The sequence below is a fragment of the Mesorhizobium sp. CA6 genome (assembly GCF_020165035.1).
Taxonomy (GTDB): domain Bacteria; phylum Pseudomonadota; class Alphaproteobacteria; order Rhizobiales; family Rhizobiaceae; genus Mesorhizobium.
The window spans coordinates 159,938-178,032 of record NZ_JAIUHI010000007.1 but is presented as its reverse complement, the minus strand read 5'-3'; the positions used below and the strand labels follow the sequence as shown (position 1 = coordinate 178,032).

The 18,095-nt window shown below is 63.4% G+C and carries 22 protein-coding genes and 1 other RNA gene; 13 read left to right on the top strand and 10 right to left on the bottom strand.

The features are described 5' to 3' along the window. The first annotated feature begins 110 nt into the window (after positions 1–110). The 4 genes from pyc (at position 111) to LB526_RS12920 (ending at position 4,868) form a co-directional block, all read left to right on the top strand. Positions 111–3,569, top strand: coding sequence for a pyruvate carboxylase (pyc, locus tag LB526_RS12935; protein WP_224627914.1), 3,459 nt, complete (start codon positions 111–113; stop codon positions 3,567–3,569). Between the two features lie 268 nt (positions 3,570–3,837). After that, a complete protein-coding gene (locus LB526_RS12930) occupies positions 3,838–4,098 on the top strand; it encodes a DUF2312 domain-containing protein (RefSeq protein WP_095767239.1) in 261 nt (86 codons plus the stop codon). Positions 4,099–4,120: 22 nt separating this feature from the next. Continuing rightward, positions 4,121–4,561 (top strand): hypothetical protein, encoded by a 441-nt coding sequence (locus tag LB526_RS12925; RefSeq protein ID WP_140841746.1) that lies wholly within the window; start codon positions 4,121–4,123, stop codon positions 4,559–4,561. 10 nt (positions 4,562–4,571) lie between these two features. Next, positions 4,572–4,868 carry a hypothetical protein gene (locus LB526_RS12920; RefSeq protein ID WP_224627912.1) on the top strand — a complete coding sequence of 99 codons (297 nt, stop codon included), beginning with the start codon at positions 4,572–4,574 and terminating at the stop codon, positions 4,866–4,868. Between the two features lie 62 nt (positions 4,869–4,930). Here LB526_RS12920 and msrB read toward each other — a convergent pair whose 3' ends face one another. From msrB to LB526_RS12900, 4 genes are all read right to left on the bottom strand, one after another. Further along, entirely contained in the window at positions 4,931–5,335 is a 405-nt protein-coding gene (gene msrB, locus LB526_RS12915) for a peptide-methionine (R)-S-oxide reductase MsrB (protein WP_224528136.1), read from the bottom strand. A gap of 93 nt (positions 5,336–5,428) precedes the next feature. Beyond that, positions 5,429–6,619 carry a vWA domain-containing protein gene (locus LB526_RS12910; protein WP_224627911.1) on the bottom strand — a complete coding sequence of 397 codons (1,191 nt, stop codon included), beginning with the start codon at positions 6,617–6,619 and terminating at the stop codon, positions 5,429–5,431. A 7-nt stretch (positions 6,620–6,626) separates the two neighbouring features. Continuing rightward, complete coding sequence (locus tag LB526_RS12905) at positions 6,627–7,073, bottom strand: GNAT family N-acetyltransferase (protein ID WP_224627909.1); 447 nt, start codon at positions 7,071–7,073, stop codon at positions 6,627–6,629. Positions 7,074–7,151: 78 nt separating this feature from the next. After that, positions 7,152–7,991 (bottom strand): AAA family ATPase, encoded by an 840-nt coding sequence (locus LB526_RS12900; RefSeq protein WP_224627907.1) that lies wholly within the window; start codon positions 7,989–7,991, stop codon positions 7,152–7,154. Positions 7,992–8,152: 161 nt separating this feature from the next. Between LB526_RS12900 and ssrS the strand changes: the two genes are divergently transcribed. From ssrS to LB526_RS12880, 4 genes are all read left to right on the top strand, one after another. Further along, positions 8,153–8,308, top strand: a non-coding RNA gene (gene ssrS, locus LB526_RS12895) — 6S RNA. 146 nt (positions 8,309–8,454) lie between these two features. Then, the gene (locus tag LB526_RS12890; RefSeq protein ID WP_224627905.1) at positions 8,455–9,042 is read left to right on the top strand and encodes a 5-formyltetrahydrofolate cyclo-ligase; all 588 of its coding nucleotides are present in this window, start codon (positions 8,455–8,457) and stop codon (positions 9,040–9,042) included. Positions 9,043–9,108: 66 nt separating this feature from the next. After that, complete coding sequence (locus LB526_RS12885) at positions 9,109–9,933, top strand: YmdB family metallophosphoesterase (protein ID WP_095767248.1); 825 nt, start codon at positions 9,109–9,111, stop codon at positions 9,931–9,933. An 80-nt stretch (positions 9,934–10,013) separates the two neighbouring features. Further along, a complete protein-coding gene (locus LB526_RS12880) occupies positions 10,014–10,781 on the top strand; it encodes a TerC family protein (protein WP_095767249.1) in 768 nt (255 codons plus the stop codon). Positions 10,782–10,806: 25 nt separating this feature from the next. Here LB526_RS12880 and LB526_RS12875 read toward each other — a convergent pair whose 3' ends face one another. Genes LB526_RS12875 through LB526_RS12860 form a run of 4 tightly spaced genes read right to left on the bottom strand, consistent with a single transcriptional unit; the run spans position 10,807 to position 12,607 of the window. Further along, positions 10,807–11,271, bottom strand: coding sequence for an SRPBCC family protein (locus tag LB526_RS12875; RefSeq protein ID WP_140841732.1), 465 nt, complete (start codon positions 11,269–11,271; stop codon positions 10,807–10,809). Positions 11,272–11,294: 23 nt separating this feature from the next. After that, positions 11,295–11,657: a hypothetical protein gene (locus tag LB526_RS12870; protein WP_224510895.1), complete on the bottom strand. Its 363-nt coding sequence runs from the start codon at positions 11,655–11,657 to the stop codon at positions 11,295–11,297. Positions 11,658–11,687: 30 nt separating this feature from the next. After that, entirely contained in the window at positions 11,688–12,080 is a 393-nt protein-coding gene (locus LB526_RS12865; protein ID WP_140841728.1) for a VOC family protein, read from the bottom strand. A gap of 44 nt (positions 12,081–12,124) precedes the next feature. Next, positions 12,125–12,607, bottom strand: coding sequence for an SRPBCC domain-containing protein (locus LB526_RS12860; protein ID WP_224627903.1), 483 nt, complete (start codon positions 12,605–12,607; stop codon positions 12,125–12,127). A 51-nt stretch (positions 12,608–12,658) separates the two neighbouring features. Between LB526_RS12860 and LB526_RS12855 the strand changes: the two genes are divergently transcribed. The 3 genes from LB526_RS12855 (at position 12,659) to LB526_RS12845 (ending at position 14,262) form a co-directional block, all read left to right on the top strand. Beyond that, positions 12,659–12,982, top strand: a complete 324-nt coding sequence (locus LB526_RS12855) for an ArsR/SmtB family transcription factor (protein WP_224602193.1) — start codon at positions 12,659–12,661, stop codon at positions 12,980–12,982. A gap of 203 nt (positions 12,983–13,185) precedes the next feature. After that, complete coding sequence (locus tag LB526_RS12850; RefSeq protein ID WP_224627901.1) at positions 13,186–13,935, top strand: YebC/PmpR family DNA-binding transcriptional regulator; 750 nt, start codon at positions 13,186–13,188, stop codon at positions 13,933–13,935. Positions 13,936–13,953: 18 nt separating this feature from the next. Then, entirely contained in the window at positions 13,954–14,262 is a 309-nt protein-coding gene (locus LB526_RS12845) for a SelT/SelW/SelH family protein (protein ID WP_224627899.1), read from the top strand. A 52-nt stretch (positions 14,263–14,314) separates the two neighbouring features. Here LB526_RS12845 and LB526_RS12840 read toward each other — a convergent pair whose 3' ends face one another. Further along, positions 14,315–14,791 carry a DUF1772 domain-containing protein gene (locus LB526_RS12840; RefSeq protein WP_224627896.1) on the bottom strand — a complete coding sequence of 159 codons (477 nt, stop codon included), beginning with the start codon at positions 14,789–14,791 and terminating at the stop codon, positions 14,315–14,317. Positions 14,792–14,917: 126 nt separating this feature from the next. Here LB526_RS12840 and LB526_RS12835 point away from each other — a divergent pair, with 126 nt between their 5' ends. Then, complete coding sequence (locus LB526_RS12835; protein WP_224627894.1) at positions 14,918–15,559, top strand: TetR/AcrR family transcriptional regulator; 642 nt, start codon at positions 14,918–14,920, stop codon at positions 15,557–15,559. A gap of 298 nt (positions 15,560–15,857) precedes the next feature. Here the strand turns inward: LB526_RS12835 and rpmE are convergent, their stop codons facing one another. Beyond that, positions 15,858–16,079, bottom strand: a complete 222-nt coding sequence (gene rpmE / locus LB526_RS12830) for a 50S ribosomal protein L31 (protein ID WP_027166741.1) — start codon at positions 16,077–16,079, stop codon at positions 15,858–15,860. A gap of 206 nt (positions 16,080–16,285) precedes the next feature. Between rpmE and LB526_RS12825 the strand changes: the two genes are divergently transcribed. Next, the gene (locus tag LB526_RS12825; protein WP_224627891.1) at positions 16,286–18,088 is read left to right on the top strand and encodes an ABC transporter transmembrane domain-containing protein; all 1,803 of its coding nucleotides are present in this window, start codon (positions 16,286–16,288) and stop codon (positions 18,086–18,088) included. Positions 18,089–18,095 lie beyond the last annotated feature (7 nt).

The window sequence follows — 18,095 nt, the reverse complement described above, 5'->3', positions numbered from 1 at the left end:
AACAGGCGACTTAAATCGTTTTAGCTGTCGCGCAAATTTGTTTGCGCTGCAGCATTTTCACGTTAATCATTGCGCCGGTTCATCTCCCTTCCGCTGCTGGAGCCTACTCCTTGGCCATCACGAAGATACTCGTCGCCAACCGGTCCGAAATCGCCATCCGCGTGTTCCGCGCGGCCAACGAGCTCGGCCTCAAAACTGTGGCGATCTGGGCGGAGGAGGACAAATATTCGCTGCACCGCTTCAAGGCCGACGAGAGCTATCAGGTCGGCCGCGGACCGCATCTGGCCAAGGACATGGGTCCGATCGAGAGCTACCTGTCGATCGAGGAGGTGATCCGGGTCGCCAGGCTGTCGGGCGCCGATGCCATCCATCCCGGCTACGGCCTGCTGTCGGAAAGCCCGGAATTCGCCGAGGCCTGCGCCGAGGCAGGCGTCACCTTCATCGGCCCGAAGCCGGAAACGATGCGCCGGCTCGGCAACAAGGTCGCCGCGCGCAACCTGGCGATTGAAGTCGGCGTCCCGGTCGTCCCGGCAACCGATCCGCTGCCGGACGACATGGACGAGGTCAAGAAGCTCGCCGCGCAAATAGGCTATCCGGTGATGCTCAAGGCCTCGTGGGGCGGCGGTGGCCGCGGCATGCGCGCCATCCGCGCCGAGGCCGACCTCGCGCGCGAGGTGATGGAAGGCAAGCGCGAGGCCAAAGCCGCCTTCGGCAAGGACGAGGTCTATCTCGAAAAGCTGATCGAGCGCGCCCGCCATGTCGAGGTGCAGGTGCTGGGCGACACGCATGGCAATGCCGTGCATCTGTTCGAGCGCGACTGCTCGATCCAGCGCCGCAACCAGAAGGTCGTGGAGCGTGCGCCGGCCCCCTATCTCAGCGAGGAGCTGCGCCAGGAGCTTTGCGGCTATGCGCTGAAGATCGCGCGCGAGACCAGCTATATCGGCGCCGGCACGGTCGAGTTTCTGCAGGACGCCGACACCGGCAAGTTCTATTTCATCGAGGTCAATCCGCGCATCCAGGTCGAGCACACCGTCACCGAGCAGGTGACCGGCATCGACATCGTCAAGGCGCAGATCCACATCCTCGACGGCTTCGCCATCGGCACGAAGCAATCGGGCGTGCCGGCGCAGAAGGACATCAGGCTGAACGGCCACGCGCTGCAATGCCGCATCACCACCGAGGATCCGGAGCACAATTTCATCCCGGATTACGGCCGCATCACCGCCTATCGCGAGGCGGCCGGCTTCGGCATCCGGCTCGACGGCGGCACCGCCTATTCGGGCGCGGTCATCACCCGCTTCTACGATCCGCTGCTCGAAAAGGTGACGGCCTGGGCGCCGACGCCCGGCGAGGCGATCTCGCGCATGAACCGGGCGCTGCGCGAGTTCCGCATCCGCGGCGTCGCCACCAACCTCACCTTCCTCGAAGCGATCATCAACCACTCGCGCTTCGCCGACAATTCCTACACGACCAGGTTCATCGACACGACGCCGGAACTGTTCGAGCAGGTGAAGCGGCAGGACCGCGCCACCAAGCTGCTCAATTACCTGGCCGATGTCAGCGTCAACGGCCATCCCGAGACGCGCGGACGGCCGATGCCGAAGGCGAATGCCGCGGCACCCGTGGTGCCCTATCTCAACGGGCATGTTCCGGACGGCAGCAAGCAGAGGCTCGACGCGCTGGGTCCCGAGAAATTCGCGGCCTGGATGCGCGGGGAGCGACAGGTGCTGGTCACCGACACGACGATGCGCGACGGCCACCAGTCGCTGCTCGCCACGCGCATGCGCACCTATGACATCGCCGGCATCGCCGGCACCTATGCGCGGGCGCTGCCGCAATTGCTCTCGCTGGAATGCTGGGGCGGCGCGACGTTCGACGTAGCCATGCGCTTTCTCACCGAGGATCCGTGGGAACGGCTGAGCAAAGTGCGCGAGGCGGCGCCCAACCTTCTGCTGCAGATGCTTTTGCGCGGCGCCAACGGCGTCGGCTACACCAATTATCCTGACAATGTCGTCCAGCATTTCGTCCACCAAGCGGCAGCCGGCGGTGTCGATCTGTTCCGCGTCTTCGACTGCCTTAACTGGGTCGAGAACATGCGCGTCGCCATGGACGCGGTCGGCGCCGAGGGCAAGCTGGTCGAGGCGGCGATGTGCTATACCGGCGATATCCTTGATCCGGCCCGCGCCAAATACGACCTTAAATACTACGTCGGGCTGGCCAAGGAGCTGGAAGCCGCCGGCGCGCATATCATCGCCGTCAAGGACATGGCCGGCCTTTTGAAGCCGGCCGCGGCGCGCGTGCTGTTCAAGGCGCTGCGCGAGGCGACCGACCTGCCGATCCATTTCCACACGCACGACACGTCCGGCCTTTCGGCGGCGACGGTGCTGGCAGCGGTGGAGAGCGGCGCCGACGCTATCGACGCAGCGATGGATTCCTTCTCCGGCAACACCTCGCAGCCCTGCCTCGGCTCGATCGTCGAGGCTCTGAAGGGCACCGAGCGCGACCCCGGTCTCGATCCGCAATGGATCCGCCGCATTTCCTTCTACTGGGAAGCGGTGCGCAACCAGTACGCAGCCTTCGAGAGCGATCTCAAGGGACCTGCCTCGGAGGTCTACCTGCACGAGATGCCGGGCGGCCAGTTCACCAACCTCAAGGAACAGGCGCGCTCGCTCGGGCTCGAGACGCGCTGGCATGAGGTGGCGCAGGCCTATCACGACGTCAACCTGATGTTCGGCGACATCGTCAAGGTGACGCCCTCGTCCAAGGTGGTCGGCGACATGGCGCTGATGATGATCAGCCAGGATCTCACCGTCGCCGATGTCGAGAACCCGGCCAAGGACATCGCCTTCCCGGACTCCGTCGTGTCGATGCTGCGCGGTGATCTCGGCCAGTCGCCTGGCGGCTGGCCGGCTGCGCTGCAGAAGAAGGCGCTGAAGGGCGAGAAGCCGATCACGGTGCGGCCCGGCTCGCTGTTGAAGCCCGCCGACCTCAAGGCGAGCCGCAAGGACATCGAGGGCAAGCTCGACCGAAAGCTGTCCGAATACGAATTCGCCTCCTGGCTGATGTATCCGAAGGTGTTCACCGACTTCGCGGCCGCGCAGGAGACCTACGGGCCGGTGAGCGTGCTGCCGACGCCGACCTATTTCTACGGCATGAAGCCGGAAGACGAGATCTTCCTCGACATCGAGAAGGGCAAGACGCTGGTGGTGCGCTGCCAGGCGTTCGGCGATGTCGACGACAAGGGCATGGTCACCGTGTTCTTCGAGCTCAACGGCCAGCCACGCCGCGTCAAGGTGCCGGACAGGGCGCATGGCGCTTCCGCGGCCAAGGCACGCCGCAAGGCCGAGCCCGGCAATGAGGGACATGTCGGCGCGCCGATGCCCGGCGTCGTATCGGCGCTTGCCGTCGCGCCCGGACAGGCGGTCAAGGCGGGCGACGTGCTGCTTTCGATCGAGGCGATGAAGATGGAAACCGCGCTGCATGCCGAACGCGACGGCGAGATCGCCGAGGTGCTGGTGAAGGCCGGCGATCAGATCGACGCGAAGGATCTGTTGATCGCATTCAAATAAGGTGTGCCGATATTCAGGTGAGGCCGGCCTGCAAACGCCGGCTTCCTGCGCTTCCGGTGCTCACGTCCTTAAGTACGCTCCGCTCCGGTTCTCGGAATCCATCGTTTTCGACTCGGCCTGACCTGAATCTCGGCACACCTTTGGATGTGCGCAGCCGTCCACAGGCGCTCGACAAGTGTCTTGACCCGCCGCGCCCGCTCGGGCAGGGAACCCGCTCCAATTTGCCGTGGCGGGAATCGCCACTGCTCCAGAAGACGCGGAGAGAAAAATGGCCGACGAAATCACCGAGACCAGCCAGACTGTAGCCGCCGGCCAGCTGCGCACCATCATCGAGCGTATCGAGCGGCTCGAGGAAGAGAAGAAGACGATCTCCGACGACATCAAGGATGTCTATGCCGAAGCCAAGGGCACCGGCTTCGACACCAAGGCGATCCGCACCATCGTGCGGCTGCGCAAGAAGGACCAGGCCGAGCGCCAGGAAGAGGAGTCCATCCTCGACCTCTACAAGGCCGCTCTCGGCATGGCGTAAGCCTCATGGCCGGAGACCGGCCATGAACGAATTCGACTTCGGCGGCCGTCGCGCCTCGGAGTTCCGCCACCGCGGCTTCTGGGCCCTGTTTGCCGAACGGCACCCGCAAGAAAGGCAAAGGCTCGCTCGGCGCGGGCCGTGGTTCTGGCAGCGCGGGCTGCCGGATTTCGCTTTGGTCCTTTCGATGTATGTCGCGCCGGCGCAGAACCATGTCGGCGTCTTCTTCGGGCGCAACGAGAAGTTCGGCGCCACGGAGTCCTGGTCGCGGCTGAAGCCGTTCCAGCCGGCGATCGAGGCCAGACTGAAGCTCAGGCCCGAGCAGAGCTGCGAAGGTCTCGGCATCAACTCGATGTGGCGGGTGAACTGCTACGCCGAGGACAATTGGCCGGCCATGAGCGACTGGCTGGTGCGGGAATGCTCACGCTTCGAAGAAGCCGTGACCGAAATTCTCGGGCAGCGATAGGTCGCGGGCGATGAGGGATTTTTTCCGTTCGCGCTGGAGAGGCCAGGTTCCGCTCGACCGGCTGTTCTGGTGCGATATGCTGCTGGTCGGTACCATTCTGAGCATCGCCTCTTCGGCGCTGGCGCTGGTCCTGCTCGGGTTGAAGCTGCCGCTCTGGCTGGTGCTGGCGGTGCATTTCCTCCCCGTTCCCTACACCATTTTCCTGACGGTCGCTGTCTGGCGGACCGCGGAGAAGGCCGGGGGCTTCAAGGCGCAGCTGATGATGCTCGGTTCCGCGCTCTGGCTGATCACAACGGTCGTTGTGTAGAGCCGGATGGAGCATGAAAAAGGGCGGCCGAGGCCGCCCTTTGCGAAGACCGGAAGCCCAGATCAGACCGCAGGCTCGAAGCGCAGCGCCACGCCATTGATGCAGTAGCGCAGGCCGGTCGGCGGCGGGCCGTCCTCGAAGACATGGCCGAGATGGCTGCCGCAGCGCGCGCAATGGCATTCGGTGCGGACCATGCCGTAGCTGCGGTCGACGGTGGTCTCGATCGAGCCCGGGACCGGGTCGTTGAAGCTCGGCCAGCCGGTGCCGCTCTCGAACTTCAGCTTGGATTCGAACAGCGGCTGGTCGCAGCCGACGCAATAGAAGGTGCCGGCGCGCTTTTCGTAGAGCAGGGCGCAACTGCCGGGGCGCTCGGTGCCGTGGTTGCGCATCACGGCATACTGCTCCGGCGTCAGCCGGGCGCGCCACTCGGCATCGGTGCGGGTGACGGGATAGGCGTGGGTGTCCATGAAATCTCCTCGGCCTTGGCGGCTCGTTGTTGCTTGCAACGGATATTCGCCCAAACATAGGCCCTTGTTACAGGTGCTTCCAGCGAAAGCGAGCTAGTGCTTGCGCGACAACTGCCTGGTCGCAGCTTCAAGCCCGGCCAATGTCAGCGGGAACATGCGGCCGCCGAAGATGTCGCCGATCAACTGGATCGAGTGCGTGTAGCGCCAGTTCTTCTCAGCTTCGGGATTGAGCCATATCGCGTTCGGCCATTGCTGCAGCAGGCGGGCCAGCCACACGCTTCCGGCCTCCGGATTCCAGTGCTCGACCGAGCCGCCCGGATGGGCAATCTCGTAAGGGCTCATCGAGGCGTCGCCGACAACGATCACCTTGTAGTCCGGCCCGTATTTGTGGAGGAGGTCGAAGGTCGGGATCGTCTCGGCCAGCCGCCGGCGATTGTCCTTCCAGACGCGCTCGTAAAGGCAATTGTGGAAGTAGAAATACTCGAGCTGGCGGAACTCGGCGCGCGCGGCGGAAAACAGTTCCTCGACGCCGCGTATATGGTCATCCATCGAGCCGCCGACGTCGAAGAACATCAGAAGCTTCACGGCATTGCGCCGCTCGGGCCGGGTCTTGACGTCGAGATAGCCGTGCTCCGCGGTGGCGTGGATGGTGCCGGGCAGGTCGAACTCCTCCTCGGCGCCCTCGCGTACCCAGCGGCGCAGCCGCTTCAGCGCCACCTTGATGTTGCGGGTGCCGAGCTCGACGGTGTCGTCGAAGTTCCGGAATTCGCGCTTGTCCCAGACCTTCACCGCGCGGCGATGCCGACTTTCATGCTGGCCGATGCGCACGCCTTCAGGGTTGTAGCCATAGGCGCCGAAGGGCGAGGTGCCGCCGGTGCCGATCCATTTCGAGCCGCCCTGATGCCGGCCCTTCTGCTCCTCGAGGCGCTGCTTCAAGGTCGCCATCAGCTTCTCGAAACCGCCAAGCGCTTCGACCAGCTTCTTTTCCTCCTCGCTCAGGTGCTTTTCCGCCAAACGGCGCAGCCATTCCTCGGGGATGTTGACGACATCGACGGCATCGGGGCTGCCGAGTGCCTCGACACCCTTGAAGACATGCGCGAAGACCTGGTCGAAACGGTCGATATGGCGTTCATCCTTCACCAGGGCCGAGCGCGCGAGGTAATAGAAAGCCTCGACGTCATAATCGACCAGCCCGGCCTCCAGCCCTTCCAGCAGCGACAGATATTCCCTGAGCGAAACAGGAACCCGCGCGGCTTTCAGTTCTAGGAAGAAGGGGATGAACATCAGTCCCTTATAGCAAATCGTACTCGATGAATCCGGTCCGCCGCGCCACATGGTCGTAGAGCCGGCGCGCCGTGGCGTTGGTCTCGTGCGTCATCCAGTAGACATTCTTGACGCCGATCTTGCCGGCCTCGTCCCGCACCGCTTTGATCAGCGCCGCGCCCACGCCTTTGCCGCGCACCTCCGGATCGGCGAACAGATCCTGCAGGTAGCAGTTGTTGACCAGTGACCAGCAGGAGCGATGGTAGAGGTAGTGGGTCAGCCCAACCGCTTTGCCGTCGAACGTGGCGATGAAACCTTTCGGCTCGAATTCGCCTACCGTGAACAAACGCTTCCAGGTGACGTCGTAGACCTCGTCCGGCAGCTTGGTCTCGTAGAAGGTGAGGTAGGCAGTCCACAAGCGCCGCCAGTCGGCGTGGTCGGACTGCGCGAACGGGCGAATGGCGATCTCGAACATCTTTTCTCCTCCAGTGCTTTCGGTCCGAAGCTGCGGCAGCGACCGATTGCCGGCAACGGTCCACAGCCGGAGAAAGCGCTATTGCTGCCGTCTGGCCATGAACGCCAGGCGCTCGAACAGGTGAACGTCCTGCTCGTTCTTCAGCAGCGCGCCATGCAGCTTCGGCAGCATGTTCTTCGGATCGGCGCGCAGGTCTTCGGGCGCGATGTCGTCGACGACCAGCAGGCGGATCCAGTCGAGCGCTTCGGAGGTCGACGGCTTCTTCTTCAGGCCCGGCACATCGCGGATCTCGTAGAACTGACTCAGTGCCGCCCGCACCAAATTCTGCTTGATGCCGGGATAATGCACCTCGACGATCCGGTGCAGCGTGTCGATGTCGGGGAACCGGATATAGTGGAAGAAGCAGCGGCGCAGGAAGGCGTCCGGCAGTTCCTTCTCATTGTTCGAGGTGATGATGACGATAGGCCGGAACTCGGCGCGGATCGTCTCGCCCGTCTCGTAGACGAAGAACTCCATCCGGTCGAGCTCCTGCAGGAGGTCGTTGGGGAATTCGATGTCGGCCTTGTCGATCTCGTCGATCAAAAGCACGACTTTCTTTTGCGCAGCGAAGGCATCCCACAGCTTGCCGCGCTTGATGTAGTTGGCGATGTCGTTGAAGCGCTCGTCGCCGAGTTGGCTGTCGCGCAGCCGCGAGACGGCGTCATATTCGTAGAGGCCCTGTTGCGCCTTGGTGGTCGATTTGACGTTCCATTCGATGAACTCGAGCCCGAGCGCCGAAGCCACCTGGCGGGCAAGCTCGGTCTTGCCGGTGCCGGGCTCGCCTTTGACCAGCAAGGGCCGCTCCAGCGCGATCGCGGCATTGACCGCAACCATCAGATCCTTGTCGGCGACATAGGCCGCAGTGCCTTCGAAACGCATCTTTTCTCCTGTCCGTGCGGCGGACCGTAAGGAGGCTGGACGGGCCGCGCAAGGGCGGTTGCCGGACAGCTTCCCATCGGGACGGTCCGCAAGACGAATTATGCGCAAATGGTGATCCGTTTCTCTGGCGCACGGCTAATCATCGGCCTATATTTGTCGACGGCGGTCTGCGCTTCCCGGCAGGAGAAACTTATCCCCGGGGCCTTATCGATCCTTAGGGAGCTGTCCCTGGGAAGACCCGTGGGTTTTCTCACACGGCGCCCACCTACTTTGTAGGCACCCGGGATCGACCTCTCCACCGGTTGCGTGGATCGTCGCTCTCCTGTTTTTCGGGAGACAAGCGCCTTCTCTCTGTTTTGACGCAATTCCGGACGGAAAAACCGCTGCGCACTTTTCCTGGAATTGCGCTAGAAACGTCGCTCCTAAAACGCCATCCAAATCCGACCTTTTCTAGCGTCCGCGCATGAGCTCTTCCAAAGACCTGAAAAAACAGCTTCGCAAGGAGGCGTTGGCGCGCCGCGATGCCCTCGACGAGTTCTGGCGCGTCGAGATAGCGCTCGAAATGGCCGAGACCGCGAAGGAAAAAATCGACTTCGAGCCCGGCCGGGTTGTCTCCGGCTTCTGGCCGATGCGCTCGGAAGTCGATGTGCGGCCGCTGATGTTCGCGCTGCGCGAAAAGGGCGCCAGGCTCTGCCTGCCCGCGATCCTCGACAAGACCACGATCGTCTTTCGCGAACTGGTGCGCGGCGCGCCGATGGTCGAGATGGGCTTCGGCACGGTCGGGCCGCATGAAGAGGCGGAAGTGCTCGACCCGACGCTCATGCTGGTGCCGCTCGCCGCCTTCGACGGCCGCGGCCACCGTATCGGCTACGGCGCCGGCTATTACGATCGGGCGATCGCGAGGCTGGCCGACAAGGGCATCGCGCCCAGGCTGATCGGCATCGCCTTCGACTGCCAGGAAGTCGAAATGGTCCCCGACGAGAACCATGACGTGATCATTCCGGAAATACTGACCGAGAGCGGGTTGCGCCGCTTCGCGCCCCAACTATAGATAGTCGGCGAGGCTGATGGTCTTCGCGGAAGTCATGCAGCTTGGCAGACTTCGGCTCGGGATAATATGAGACTTCTCTTTCTCGGCGACATGGTTGGCAAAACGGGGCGCACGGCAGTCTGGGAGCAGCTGCCGGGGCTGATTTCCGACTTCAAGCTGGACTTCGTCATCGTCAATGGCGAGAACGCGGCCGGCGGCTTCGGCATCACCGAAGAGATCTTTCGCGAGACGCTCGCGGCCGGCGCGGATGTCGTCACCACCGGCAACCATGTCTGGGATCAGCGCGATGCGCTGATCTTCGCGCCGCGCGAGGAGCGCTTCCTGCGTCCCTCCAATTTTCCCAGGGGCACGCCGGGCCGCGGCTCGGGCGTCTACATCGCCCGCAATGGCGCGCGCGTGCTGGTCGCCAACATCATGGGCCGCGTCTTCATGCATCCCGAGCTCGACGACCCTTTCCAGGCCGGCGAGCGTGAGCTTGCCGCCTGCCCGCTCGGCGAGCAGGCCGATGCGGCCATCATCGATTTCCACGCCGAGGCGACCTCGGAGAAGATGTGCTTCGCGCATTTCGTTGATGGTCGCGCCAGCCTGGTGGTCGGCACGCATACGCATCAGCCGACCGCCGACCATCAGATCCTCAATGGCGGCACCGCCTATATTTCAGACGCCGGCATGTGCGGCGATTATGATTCCTCGCTCGGCATGGACAAAGAAGAGCCGCTGAACCGGTTCCTTTCCAAGGTGCCGAAGGGCCGTTTCGAGGCGTCCTCAGGGCCCGCGACGCTCTGCGGCGTCGGCGTCGATATTTCGGACCGCACCGGGCTTGCCGAAAAAATCGCGCCGTTTCGTCGCGGGCCGCGGCTGGAAGAGACGGCTCCGTCCTTCTGGTCGTGACATTGATATAAGCGAGATCAATACCTAACTGGCGACGAAACCCGCGAAAACTGCTCTAGATCGTAGAGGGGACGACCTTCATGCAGCTTGTCGAATTTCTGGCGCCGCACTTTCATTTTGTTTCCGATCCGACCGCATGGGTCGCGCTTTTGACCCTGGTGGTGCTCGAGATTGTGCTCGGCATCGACAATCTGATCTTCATCTCGATCCTGACCAACAAGCTGCCGGAGGCGCAGCGCGCCCGCGCCCGCCGGCTGGGCATTTCGGCGGCGCTGATCATGCGACTGATCCTGCTCGCCACGATCTCGATCATCGTGCAATTGACGACGCCGGTGTTCACCGCCCTCGGCCACGGCTTTTCCTGGCGCGACCTGATCCTGATCGCCGGCGGCCTGTTCCTGGTCTGGAAGGCGACCAAGGAAATCCATCACACGGTCGACCCGCAGGATCATCAGGACACGATGGTCGGCGGCACGCTGCAGATGAGCCTTGCCGGAGCGATCTTCCAGATCCTCCTGCTCGACCTCGTGTTCTCGATCGATTCCATCATCACTGCCGTCGGCATGACCGACGAGATCGCCATCATGTATATCGCGGTAATCGTGGCGGTGAGCGCGATGATGCTGGCGGCGACGCCGCTTGCCAATTTCATCGCCAGGAACCCCTCTATCGTTATGCTGGCGCTCGGCTTCCTTTTGATGATCGGCATGACGCTGATCGCCGACGGCATGGGGTATCATGTGCCCAAGGGATACATCTACGCCGCCATGGGCTTTTCCGCGCTGGTCGAAGGCCTCAACATGCTGGCGCGACGGCGTAAGAGGCAGGGGTCGGGGGAGGGGCACTGAGGCTCGCCACCGCGCCGGTGAGCCGCTAGGCCGAAACACCCTTCGGGTGACGGTCGCCGATCAAGCCGAGCGTCAGGCCCTGTTCCAGCCAGGCCTTGGCGCCGGCAAGCACCAGCGCGAAGCCGCCGGTGGATTCGACAGCCTGCTTCACCTGCTCATCGGCGGAACCGGCGAAGCCGAAATTGCGGATTTCGAGGAAGGTCGCTTCATCCGGCATCTCGGTGAATGTCCAGACGACGGTGGTCGGCGGATCGCTCCACTGCATGACGATCTTCTCGTTGGGGACGATCTCGCTCACCTCGACCTTGGTCGAGACGCCATACATGCTCCATTCCCATTCGACCAGCTTGCCCTCATTCAGGCGACCGCTGGAATGCGTAAACCAGAATTTCGTGGTGACCGTCGGATCGATGATCGCTTCGAACACCTCGGCGACCGGCCGACGGATCAGCATGGCGGTTTCGGCGATGGGAGATTCTCCGAGCTCCATACGGTTCTCCTTTCCGGCGGGATTCACCAGGCGTCTGGCTCCCGCACGAGGTGAATGATGTTGGCCGGGTTAGTGATCCAGCCGCCACGAAAGCCTTCACCCAGAGGTTCTATTGCGTCGCAGCGCACGACACCGGCCTTTGCAAGATGGGAGGCCGCGCTCTTGAAGTCCGGTGTGAAAAGCTCCAGCCAGATTTCAGCCTGGCTCATCATCGGCGCCTCGTCGATCCAGAGGCGATTGGGACCAAGTTCGAAACCGATCGCCGGCGCCTTCGCCGTAAACGGCTTCAACCCCACAACATCGCGATAGAAGGCGATCGTTGCCTCGTATTGGTGCGACGGCACCTTCATGGCGATGTTGATGCCGCCTGTGATCTCGGTGTCCATTGCCGATCCTCTCGGTTGCGTTGGATGTCGTTACGGCAGGTTGATCTGCCAGGAGACGCCGAAGCGGTCGTTGAGCCAGGCGAAACGCTGGCTGAAACCATAATTGCCGGTCGGCATCAGGAAGCCGCCGTCCTTGGAAAGAACGCCGACGATCCGCTCGAGCTCCTCTTCGGACGAGCAGTCGACAAAGAAGGAAAAGGACGGCGTGAAGGTAAAGGCGTGGTGGACGGGGCTGTTGTATATCCTGACCTCGACGCCGCCGATCAATGCGCGCGCCAGCTTGAGCGTTCCTTCCGTCCCGTCCTCGCCCGAGCCATAGCGCGTGATGTCGAGCACACGGCTCTCCGGAATGGTCTCGCAATAGAGGGTCATGGCCTCCTCGGCCTTTCCCTCGAACATCAGGAATGGCGTTGCTTTCGTCATCGGGCGACCTCCTCCTGCCGAATATCGGGACCTGAATCTCGGCCTCAGATGTTGGTCTCGTTGGCCGGCTCGCCGCGCAGCTCGCTGCGGTAATAGCCGTCGCGCAGATTGATGCCATATTCGAGATAGGCCTTCATGCAGGCCAGCATCTGCGACCAGCCCTCGCAATTGAGGTAGGATTTCTTCAGGCCGGCCTCGCCTTCATGCCAGCCGGACTCGGCGATGGTGACGAAAGTGCCGCCGTCTTCCAGCGGCTCGAAATTCATTTCGATACGGGTCTTGTAGGCGGGCTTGCCGTCGGCGTCTGTCGCGTCCCAGCGCAGCACGATGCGCTCGTCCTTCGTCACCTCGTCGACTTCGACCGGTACAGACTTCCACCAGGTGACGGTGGTGCCCGACACAAGCGGCGCCGAAGCGCCGCCGATGGTGGTGAAATAGCCGCTGAGCTTTGTCGGGTTCACGACGGCATCGAAGACCTCGCCGACCGGTCTGCCGATGCGTCCGGAAATCCTGAAACCAAGGGACATATCCACAGCTCCTTCCTTGCTGCTTGAAACGATATGTTATAGAAATATAACATGTCAAGCCAAACCTCCGACGACCATGTTTTCAAGGCCTTGGCGCATGCGCGCCGGCGCGAATTGCTGGATCGCCTGAAGGATCAGCCGCAGACCACCGGCGCGCTGTGCGAGGCGTTCCCGGACATGGACCGCTGCACGGTGATGATGCACCTGAAAGTGCTGGAGGAGGCCGATCTGGTGGTGGCGAAGCGTGAGGGGCGCGAACGCTGGAACCACCTCAATGCCTTGCCGATCCAGCAGATCCACGACCGCTGGATCAGCCAGTATGCCGGCCACGCCATCAGCATTCTCGATCGGCTGAAGTCCGATCTGGAGGGGTGAACGGCCCTCTTCGGCGTTGGCATGACGGTTCGTCTGGACGAATTGAGCCGATTTATCTATAAGCCGGCCATTCCGACAAAGAGCGCCGCGCGCCTTCGCAGGCATGCCCGGGGCGTTCTGAAAATTTGAATTCGAGCATTTTGCGGATGGCGAGCGATCTCGCTTGGCGCCGCGGTGCTCTAGCCGAACACGACAGGGGTGCCATGGCTGGCCATTCGCAGTTCAAGAACATCATGCACCGCAAGGGCCGTCAGGACGCGGTGCGGTCGAAAATGTTTTCCAAGCTGGCGCGCGAGATCACCGTCGCCGCCAAGGCCGGGACGCCCGATGTATCGATGAATCCGCGGCTTCGCCTGGCCGTGCAGAACGCCAAGGCGGTGTCGATGCCGAAGGACAACATCCAGCGCGCCATCAACAAGGCTTCCGCAGGCGACGCCGAAAATTACGAGGCCGTGCGCTATGAGGGCTACGGCCCCGGCGGCGTGGCGCTGATCGTGGAAGTGCTGACCGACAACCGCAACCGCTCGGCCTCCAATGTGCGCGCCGCCTTCACCAAGGCCGGCGGGGCGCTCGGCGAAACCGGCTCGGTGTCGTTCATGTGGAACCGTGTCGGCGAGATCTATTATCCGGCCTCGGCCGGCAGCGCCGACAAGGTGATGGAAGCAGCGATCGAGGCCGGCGCCGATGACGTGGAATCGGACGAGGAAGGCCACACCATCTATTGCGCCTTCGAGAATCTCGGCGACGTTTCGAAGTCGCTCGAGGCCGCGCTCGGCGAGGCGGAATCGGTGAAGCCGATCTGGCAGCCGCAGAACAACGTCCCGGTCGACGAAGAGCGGGCGCAGTCGCTGATGAAGCTGGTCGCCACCCTCGAGGACGATGACGACGTGCAGAGCGTCTACGCCAATTTCGAGGTCGACGACGAGACGATGGCCAAGCTCAGCGCGGCCTGACCGGCCACGCGATACGATATGAGCGAGAAGCCGCTGCCCGTCATCCGCATCACCTATTGCACGCAGTGCCAGTGGCTGTTGCGGGCCGGCTGGATGGCGCAGGAGCTGCTCTCGACCTTCGGCACCGATCTCGGCGAAGTGACGCTGGTGCCGGGCACCGGCGGCATCTTCACCATTTCCTGCAACGACGTGCTTGTCTGGGAGCGCAAGCGCGACGGCGGCTTTCCGGATGCGGCAAGGCTCAAGCAACTGGTTCGCGATGTCATCGATCCCGACCGCGACCTCGGCCACGCCGATCGCAAGGATCGCAAGAAAGACCCCACCTGATTGAACTGACCCCTGGACACAACCTTCGGGGGTTGCATTCGCGGGCCGTTTTTCAGATCAATGCCATGATGAAGCAAGCCATCGCCACGATCGCAGTGACGGTGCGGACGTGATTCCACATCACCCACTCGCTCAGATGGTTTGCCCACACGGCGGCGCCCTTGGCGCTGGCAGGATCGACGGCGGCTAAGGCGTCATTGAGCGGCACGTTGAAGACCATGGTCACGATCGGATTGCCGACGAAATAGATCACGGCACCGGCAAGCAGCCAGTAGGAGCCGGACTGGCTCCAGCCGAAGAAAACGCCGGCAATCAGCACGAGGCAGATGAGGCCGGTGCCGAACAGCGCCGTCATGAAGGTCGGCGTGATCACCGTGACGTTGATCGAATTCATCGCCGCGATGCCGCTTGGGACGGGCAGCCGGGCAAGTGCTGCCATGACGAAATTCGAGAACGCGAAGAAGACGCCGCCGACGACGCCGGAGCCGATCGCGGCGACAAAGGTGAGGGTAGGAAGAAGTTTCATCATCTCAGTTGCTCCAATGCCGGGTTTTGCTCGATTCTAAAATGCGAGTAACCCTCACATTTGCAAAACGTGATAAACCCTCGTATTTTGTGAGTCAAGCCGGTTTCGGAAAATCGCCTGGAGAGAGCCATGGATGAGAAAACCGCCGCGAGGCCAAACCAGGCGGATATTGCTTCGCCGCGCCGGTCGCCGAGCCAGCAACGCAGCCGCGAGCGGGTCGAACGCATGCTCTCCGCCGCCTCGGCGCTAATTGCCGAGCAGGGCAGCGGCGCCATGCGCATGGGCGAGGTGGCGGAACGGGCCGGGGTGTCTATCGGCTCGCTCTACCAGTTCTTCCCGGACAAGCGGGCGATCGTCTGGGCGTTGGCCGAGCGCTACACGGCAGAGAGCCAGGCCTGCATTTCCGCGGCGCTGAAGGATGTCAGCGATGCTGAAGGCCTGCGCAGGTCGTTTTCGGAACTGGTCGATATCTATTATCGGCTGTTCCTGGCCGAGCCGGTGATGCGCGACATCTGGTCGGGCACGCAAGCCGACAAGGCGCTGCGCGAATTGGAGCTCGCCGACAGTCGCGCCAATGCCGGTTTCCTGGTCGCGGTGCTGAAGCGGATTCGCCCCGATGCCGATCCGATCGAATTGGAGACGGCCGCGTTTCTCGTCTGGCAGATGGGCGAGGCGGCGGTGCGGCTGGCTATCTCGGTCGAGCGGGACGAGGGCGACAGGCTGGTTGAGGCCTACAAGCGCATGGCGCTGAGAGAGCTGGTGGGCGGGTAGGAACGATTTCCGCAGCGTCGCAAGGCTTGGGTTCCTCGCCCCCGCCAGGGGCGGGGGAGAGGTGTCCGCGAAGCGGACGGAGCGGGGGCCTCGTAGGGCGCTCCCCTCTCCGTCTCGGCTTCGCCGAGCCACCTCTCCCCACTTCGTGGGGCGAGGAACCTTGAACTTTCAAGCGCCGGCGCTGCCCCTCATCCGCCCTTCGGGCACCTTCTCCCCGTAGAACGGGGAGAAGGACGAAACTGGCAACAAAAAACCCGCCTCGAAGGCGGGTTTCTTGAAATCTGCCGATGTATCCGGCTTAGAGGCCGAAACCCTCGAAACGCTTCTTGAACTTTGAGAGGCGGCCGCCGCGGTCGAGCAGGGTCTGCTGGCCGCCGGTCCAGGCCGGGTGCGTGGTCGGGTCGATGTCGAGGTTCATCGTATCGCCTTCCTTGCCCCAGGTCGAACGGGTCTGGTATTCGGTGCCATCGGTCATGACGACCTTGATGGTGTGGTAGTCGGGATGGATATCGGCCTTCATTGTCGTTCTTCCTGGCTGCCGGCGCTGGCAACGGGCCTGAAGGCCTGCGTCGATGCGCCCCTTTTTAAAACTCGAAGCCGCAGCTAATGAAAAGCCACGGCTTCTAAAACGGTCGGCGAGCCTATACATCAGCCGGAATTGAATCACAAGGCCGCGGCGGGCGCATATTGGAGCGCGGTCCCGCCAAGCGGCCAGAGGAAACGCTCATGGCGGAAATCGGTGGCAGCGCAAGCGAGCGCAGACGCTCGGTCCGGCCGCTTCGCAGCCTCGTTCCGTACGTTACCCGCTACCGGAAGCTGGTAATAGGCGCCGTCATCTCGCTGATCGTGGCGGCGGTGACGACGCTTGCCTTGCCGATGGCCGTGCGGCGCATGATCGACCATGGTTTCCAGGCCGCTAGCTCCACCTTCATCGCGGAATATTTCGCGGCGCTGGTTCTGATGGCGGCTTTGCTGGCTGCCGCTTCGGCCAGCCGCTACTATTTCGTCATCACGCTCGGCGAGCGGGTCGTGGCCGACATTCGCCGCGACGTCTTTTCGCATGTCACCACGCTGTCGCCGGCGTTTTTCGATCGCGCGCATTCGGGCGAGATCGTGTCGCGGCTTGCCGCCGACACCACGCAGGTGAAGTCGGCGGTCGGCGCAACCGCCTCGGTCGCGTTGCGCAATGTCATTCTCGGCCTCGGCGCGGTGGCGATGATGGTGGTCACGAGCCCGAAACTTTCCGGCCTGGTGATTGCAGCCATTCCGGTGATCGTGCTGCCGCTGGTCGCCTTCGGCCGCTCGGTGCGGCGCAAGTCCCGGCAAGCGCAGGACACGCTCGCCGAGGCCACCGCCTATGCCAGCGAGCAGATCGGCGCGGTGCGCACGCTGCAGGCCTTCACCAACGAAAAGCTCGTCACCGGCCGTTTTGCGGACGCTGTCGACGCCGCCTTCGAGGCGGCGCGCGCATCGGTGTTCGCGCGCTCATTCCTCACCTTCTTCGCCATCTTCATGATCTTCTCCTCGGTGGTCGCGGTGCTGTGGTTCGGTTCGCGCGACGTGCTTGCCGGCACGCTGTCGCCGGGCACGCTCGGCCAGTTCCTGCTCTATTCGGTGTTTGCCGCCGGCGCGCTCGGCGCGCTGTCGGAGGTCTGGAGCGAGCTGTCGCAGGCGGCGGGCGCCGCCGAGCGGCTGACGGAGATCCTGGCAGAGACGCCGGCGATCCGGCCGCCGGTCGATCCGCTTCCCTTGCCGGCAACGGCCAAGGGCGCGATCAGCTTCGACGACGTCTCCTTCTCCTATCCGGCGCGGCCGGACCGCGCCGCGGTGCATGGCCTGAGCTTCCAGGTGAAGCCGGGCGAGACGGTGGCGATCGTCGGGCCTTCGGGCGCCGGAAAAAGCACCGTCTTCTCGCTGATCCTGCGCTTCTACGACCCCGAGAACGGCCGCGTCGTCATCGACGGCGTCAATGTACGCGAGGCTGACCCGGCCGCCATCCGCCAACGCATCGCGATCGTGCCGCAGGACGTCACTATCTTCGCGGCAAGTGCTGCCGACAATATCGGCTTCGGCAGGCGAGGCGCCAGCGACGCCGAGATCGAGGCCGCGGCCAAGGCAGCCCTTGCCGACGAATTCATCGCCAGGCTCGACAAGGGCTATGACAGCCAGGTCGGCGAACGCGGCGTGACGCTGTCCGGCGGGCAGCGCCAGCGCATCGCGATCGCCCGCGCGATCCTGCGCGACGCGCCGATCCTTCTGCTCGACGAAGCGACCTCGGCGCTCGATGCCGAAAGCGAGACGCTGGTGCAAAGAGCGCTGGAGCGGCTGATGCGCGGCCGCACCACCATCGTCATCGCGCACCGGCTGGCGACAGTGCTCAAGGCCGACCGCATCCTCGTCATGGACGGCGGGCGCATTGTTGAGGAAGGCACGCATCAGAGCCTGGTCGCCAAGGGCGGCATCTACACGCGGCTCGCCAAGCTGCAGTTCGAGACCGGAGCCAGCGCCTTCAAGGGCGCGGCGGAGTAGGCACGCC

Coding starts and splice junctions, on each gene's coding strand:
- LB526_RS12900 (WP_224627907.1), bottom strand. CDS start 7,991: ATGCGTTTCGAAGGCACTGCGGCCTATGTCGCCGACAAGGATCTGATG.
- LB526_RS12920 (WP_224627912.1), top strand. CDS start 4,572: ATGAGGGATTTTTTCCGTTCGCGCTGGAGAGGCCAGGTTCCGCTCGAC.
- LB526_RS12905 (WP_224627909.1), bottom strand. CDS start 7,073: ATGTTCGAGATCGCCATTCGCCCGTTCGCGCAGTCCGACCACGCCGAC.
- LB526_RS12890 (WP_224627905.1), top strand. CDS start 8,455: ATGAGCTCTTCCAAAGACCTGAAAAAACAGCTTCGCAAGGAGGCGTTG.
- LB526_RS12865 (WP_140841728.1), bottom strand. CDS start 12,080: ATGACGAAAGCAACGCCATTCCTGATGTTCGAGGGAAAGGCCGAGGAG.
- LB526_RS12835 (WP_224627894.1), top strand. CDS start 14,918: ATGGATGAGAAAACCGCCGCGAGGCCAAACCAGGCGGATATTGCTTCG.
- LB526_RS12875 (WP_140841732.1), bottom strand. CDS start 11,271: ATGGAGCTCGGAGAATCTCCCATCGCCGAAACCGCCATGCTGATCCGT.
- LB526_RS12910 (WP_224627911.1), bottom strand. CDS start 6,619: ATGTTCATCCCCTTCTTCCTAGAACTGAAAGCCGCGCGGGTTCCTGTT.
- msrB (WP_224528136.1), bottom strand. CDS start 5,335: ATGGACACCCACGCCTATCCCGTCACCCGCACCGATGCCGAGTGGCGC.
- rpmE (WP_027166741.1), bottom strand. CDS start 16,079: ATGAAGGCCGATATCCATCCCGACTACCACACCATCAAGGTCGTCATG.
- LB526_RS12850 (WP_224627901.1), top strand. CDS start 13,186: ATGGCTGGCCATTCGCAGTTCAAGAACATCATGCACCGCAAGGGCCGT.
- LB526_RS12925 (WP_140841746.1), top strand. CDS start 4,121: ATGAACGAATTCGACTTCGGCGGCCGTCGCGCCTCGGAGTTCCGCCAC.
- LB526_RS12825 (WP_224627891.1), top strand. CDS start 16,286: ATGGCGGAAATCGGTGGCAGCGCAAGCGAGCGCAGACGCTCGGTCCGG.
- LB526_RS12840 (WP_224627896.1), bottom strand. CDS start 14,791: ATGATGAAACTTCTTCCTACCCTCACCTTTGTCGCCGCGATCGGCTCC.
- LB526_RS12845 (WP_224627899.1), top strand. CDS start 13,954: ATGAGCGAGAAGCCGCTGCCCGTCATCCGCATCACCTATTGCACGCAG.
- LB526_RS12855 (WP_224602193.1), top strand. CDS start 12,659: ATGTCAAGCCAAACCTCCGACGACCATGTTTTCAAGGCCTTGGCGCAT.
- LB526_RS12885 (WP_095767248.1), top strand. CDS start 9,109: ATGAGACTTCTCTTTCTCGGCGACATGGTTGGCAAAACGGGGCGCACG.
- LB526_RS12930 (WP_095767239.1), top strand. CDS start 3,838: ATGGCCGACGAAATCACCGAGACCAGCCAGACTGTAGCCGCCGGCCAG.
- LB526_RS12860 (WP_224627903.1), bottom strand. CDS start 12,607: ATGTCCCTTGGTTTCAGGATTTCCGGACGCATCGGCAGACCGGTCGGC.
- LB526_RS12880 (WP_095767249.1), top strand. CDS start 10,014: ATGCAGCTTGTCGAATTTCTGGCGCCGCACTTTCATTTTGTTTCCGAT.
- LB526_RS12870 (WP_224510895.1), bottom strand. CDS start 11,657: ATGGACACCGAGATCACAGGCGGCATCAACATCGCCATGAAGGTGCCG.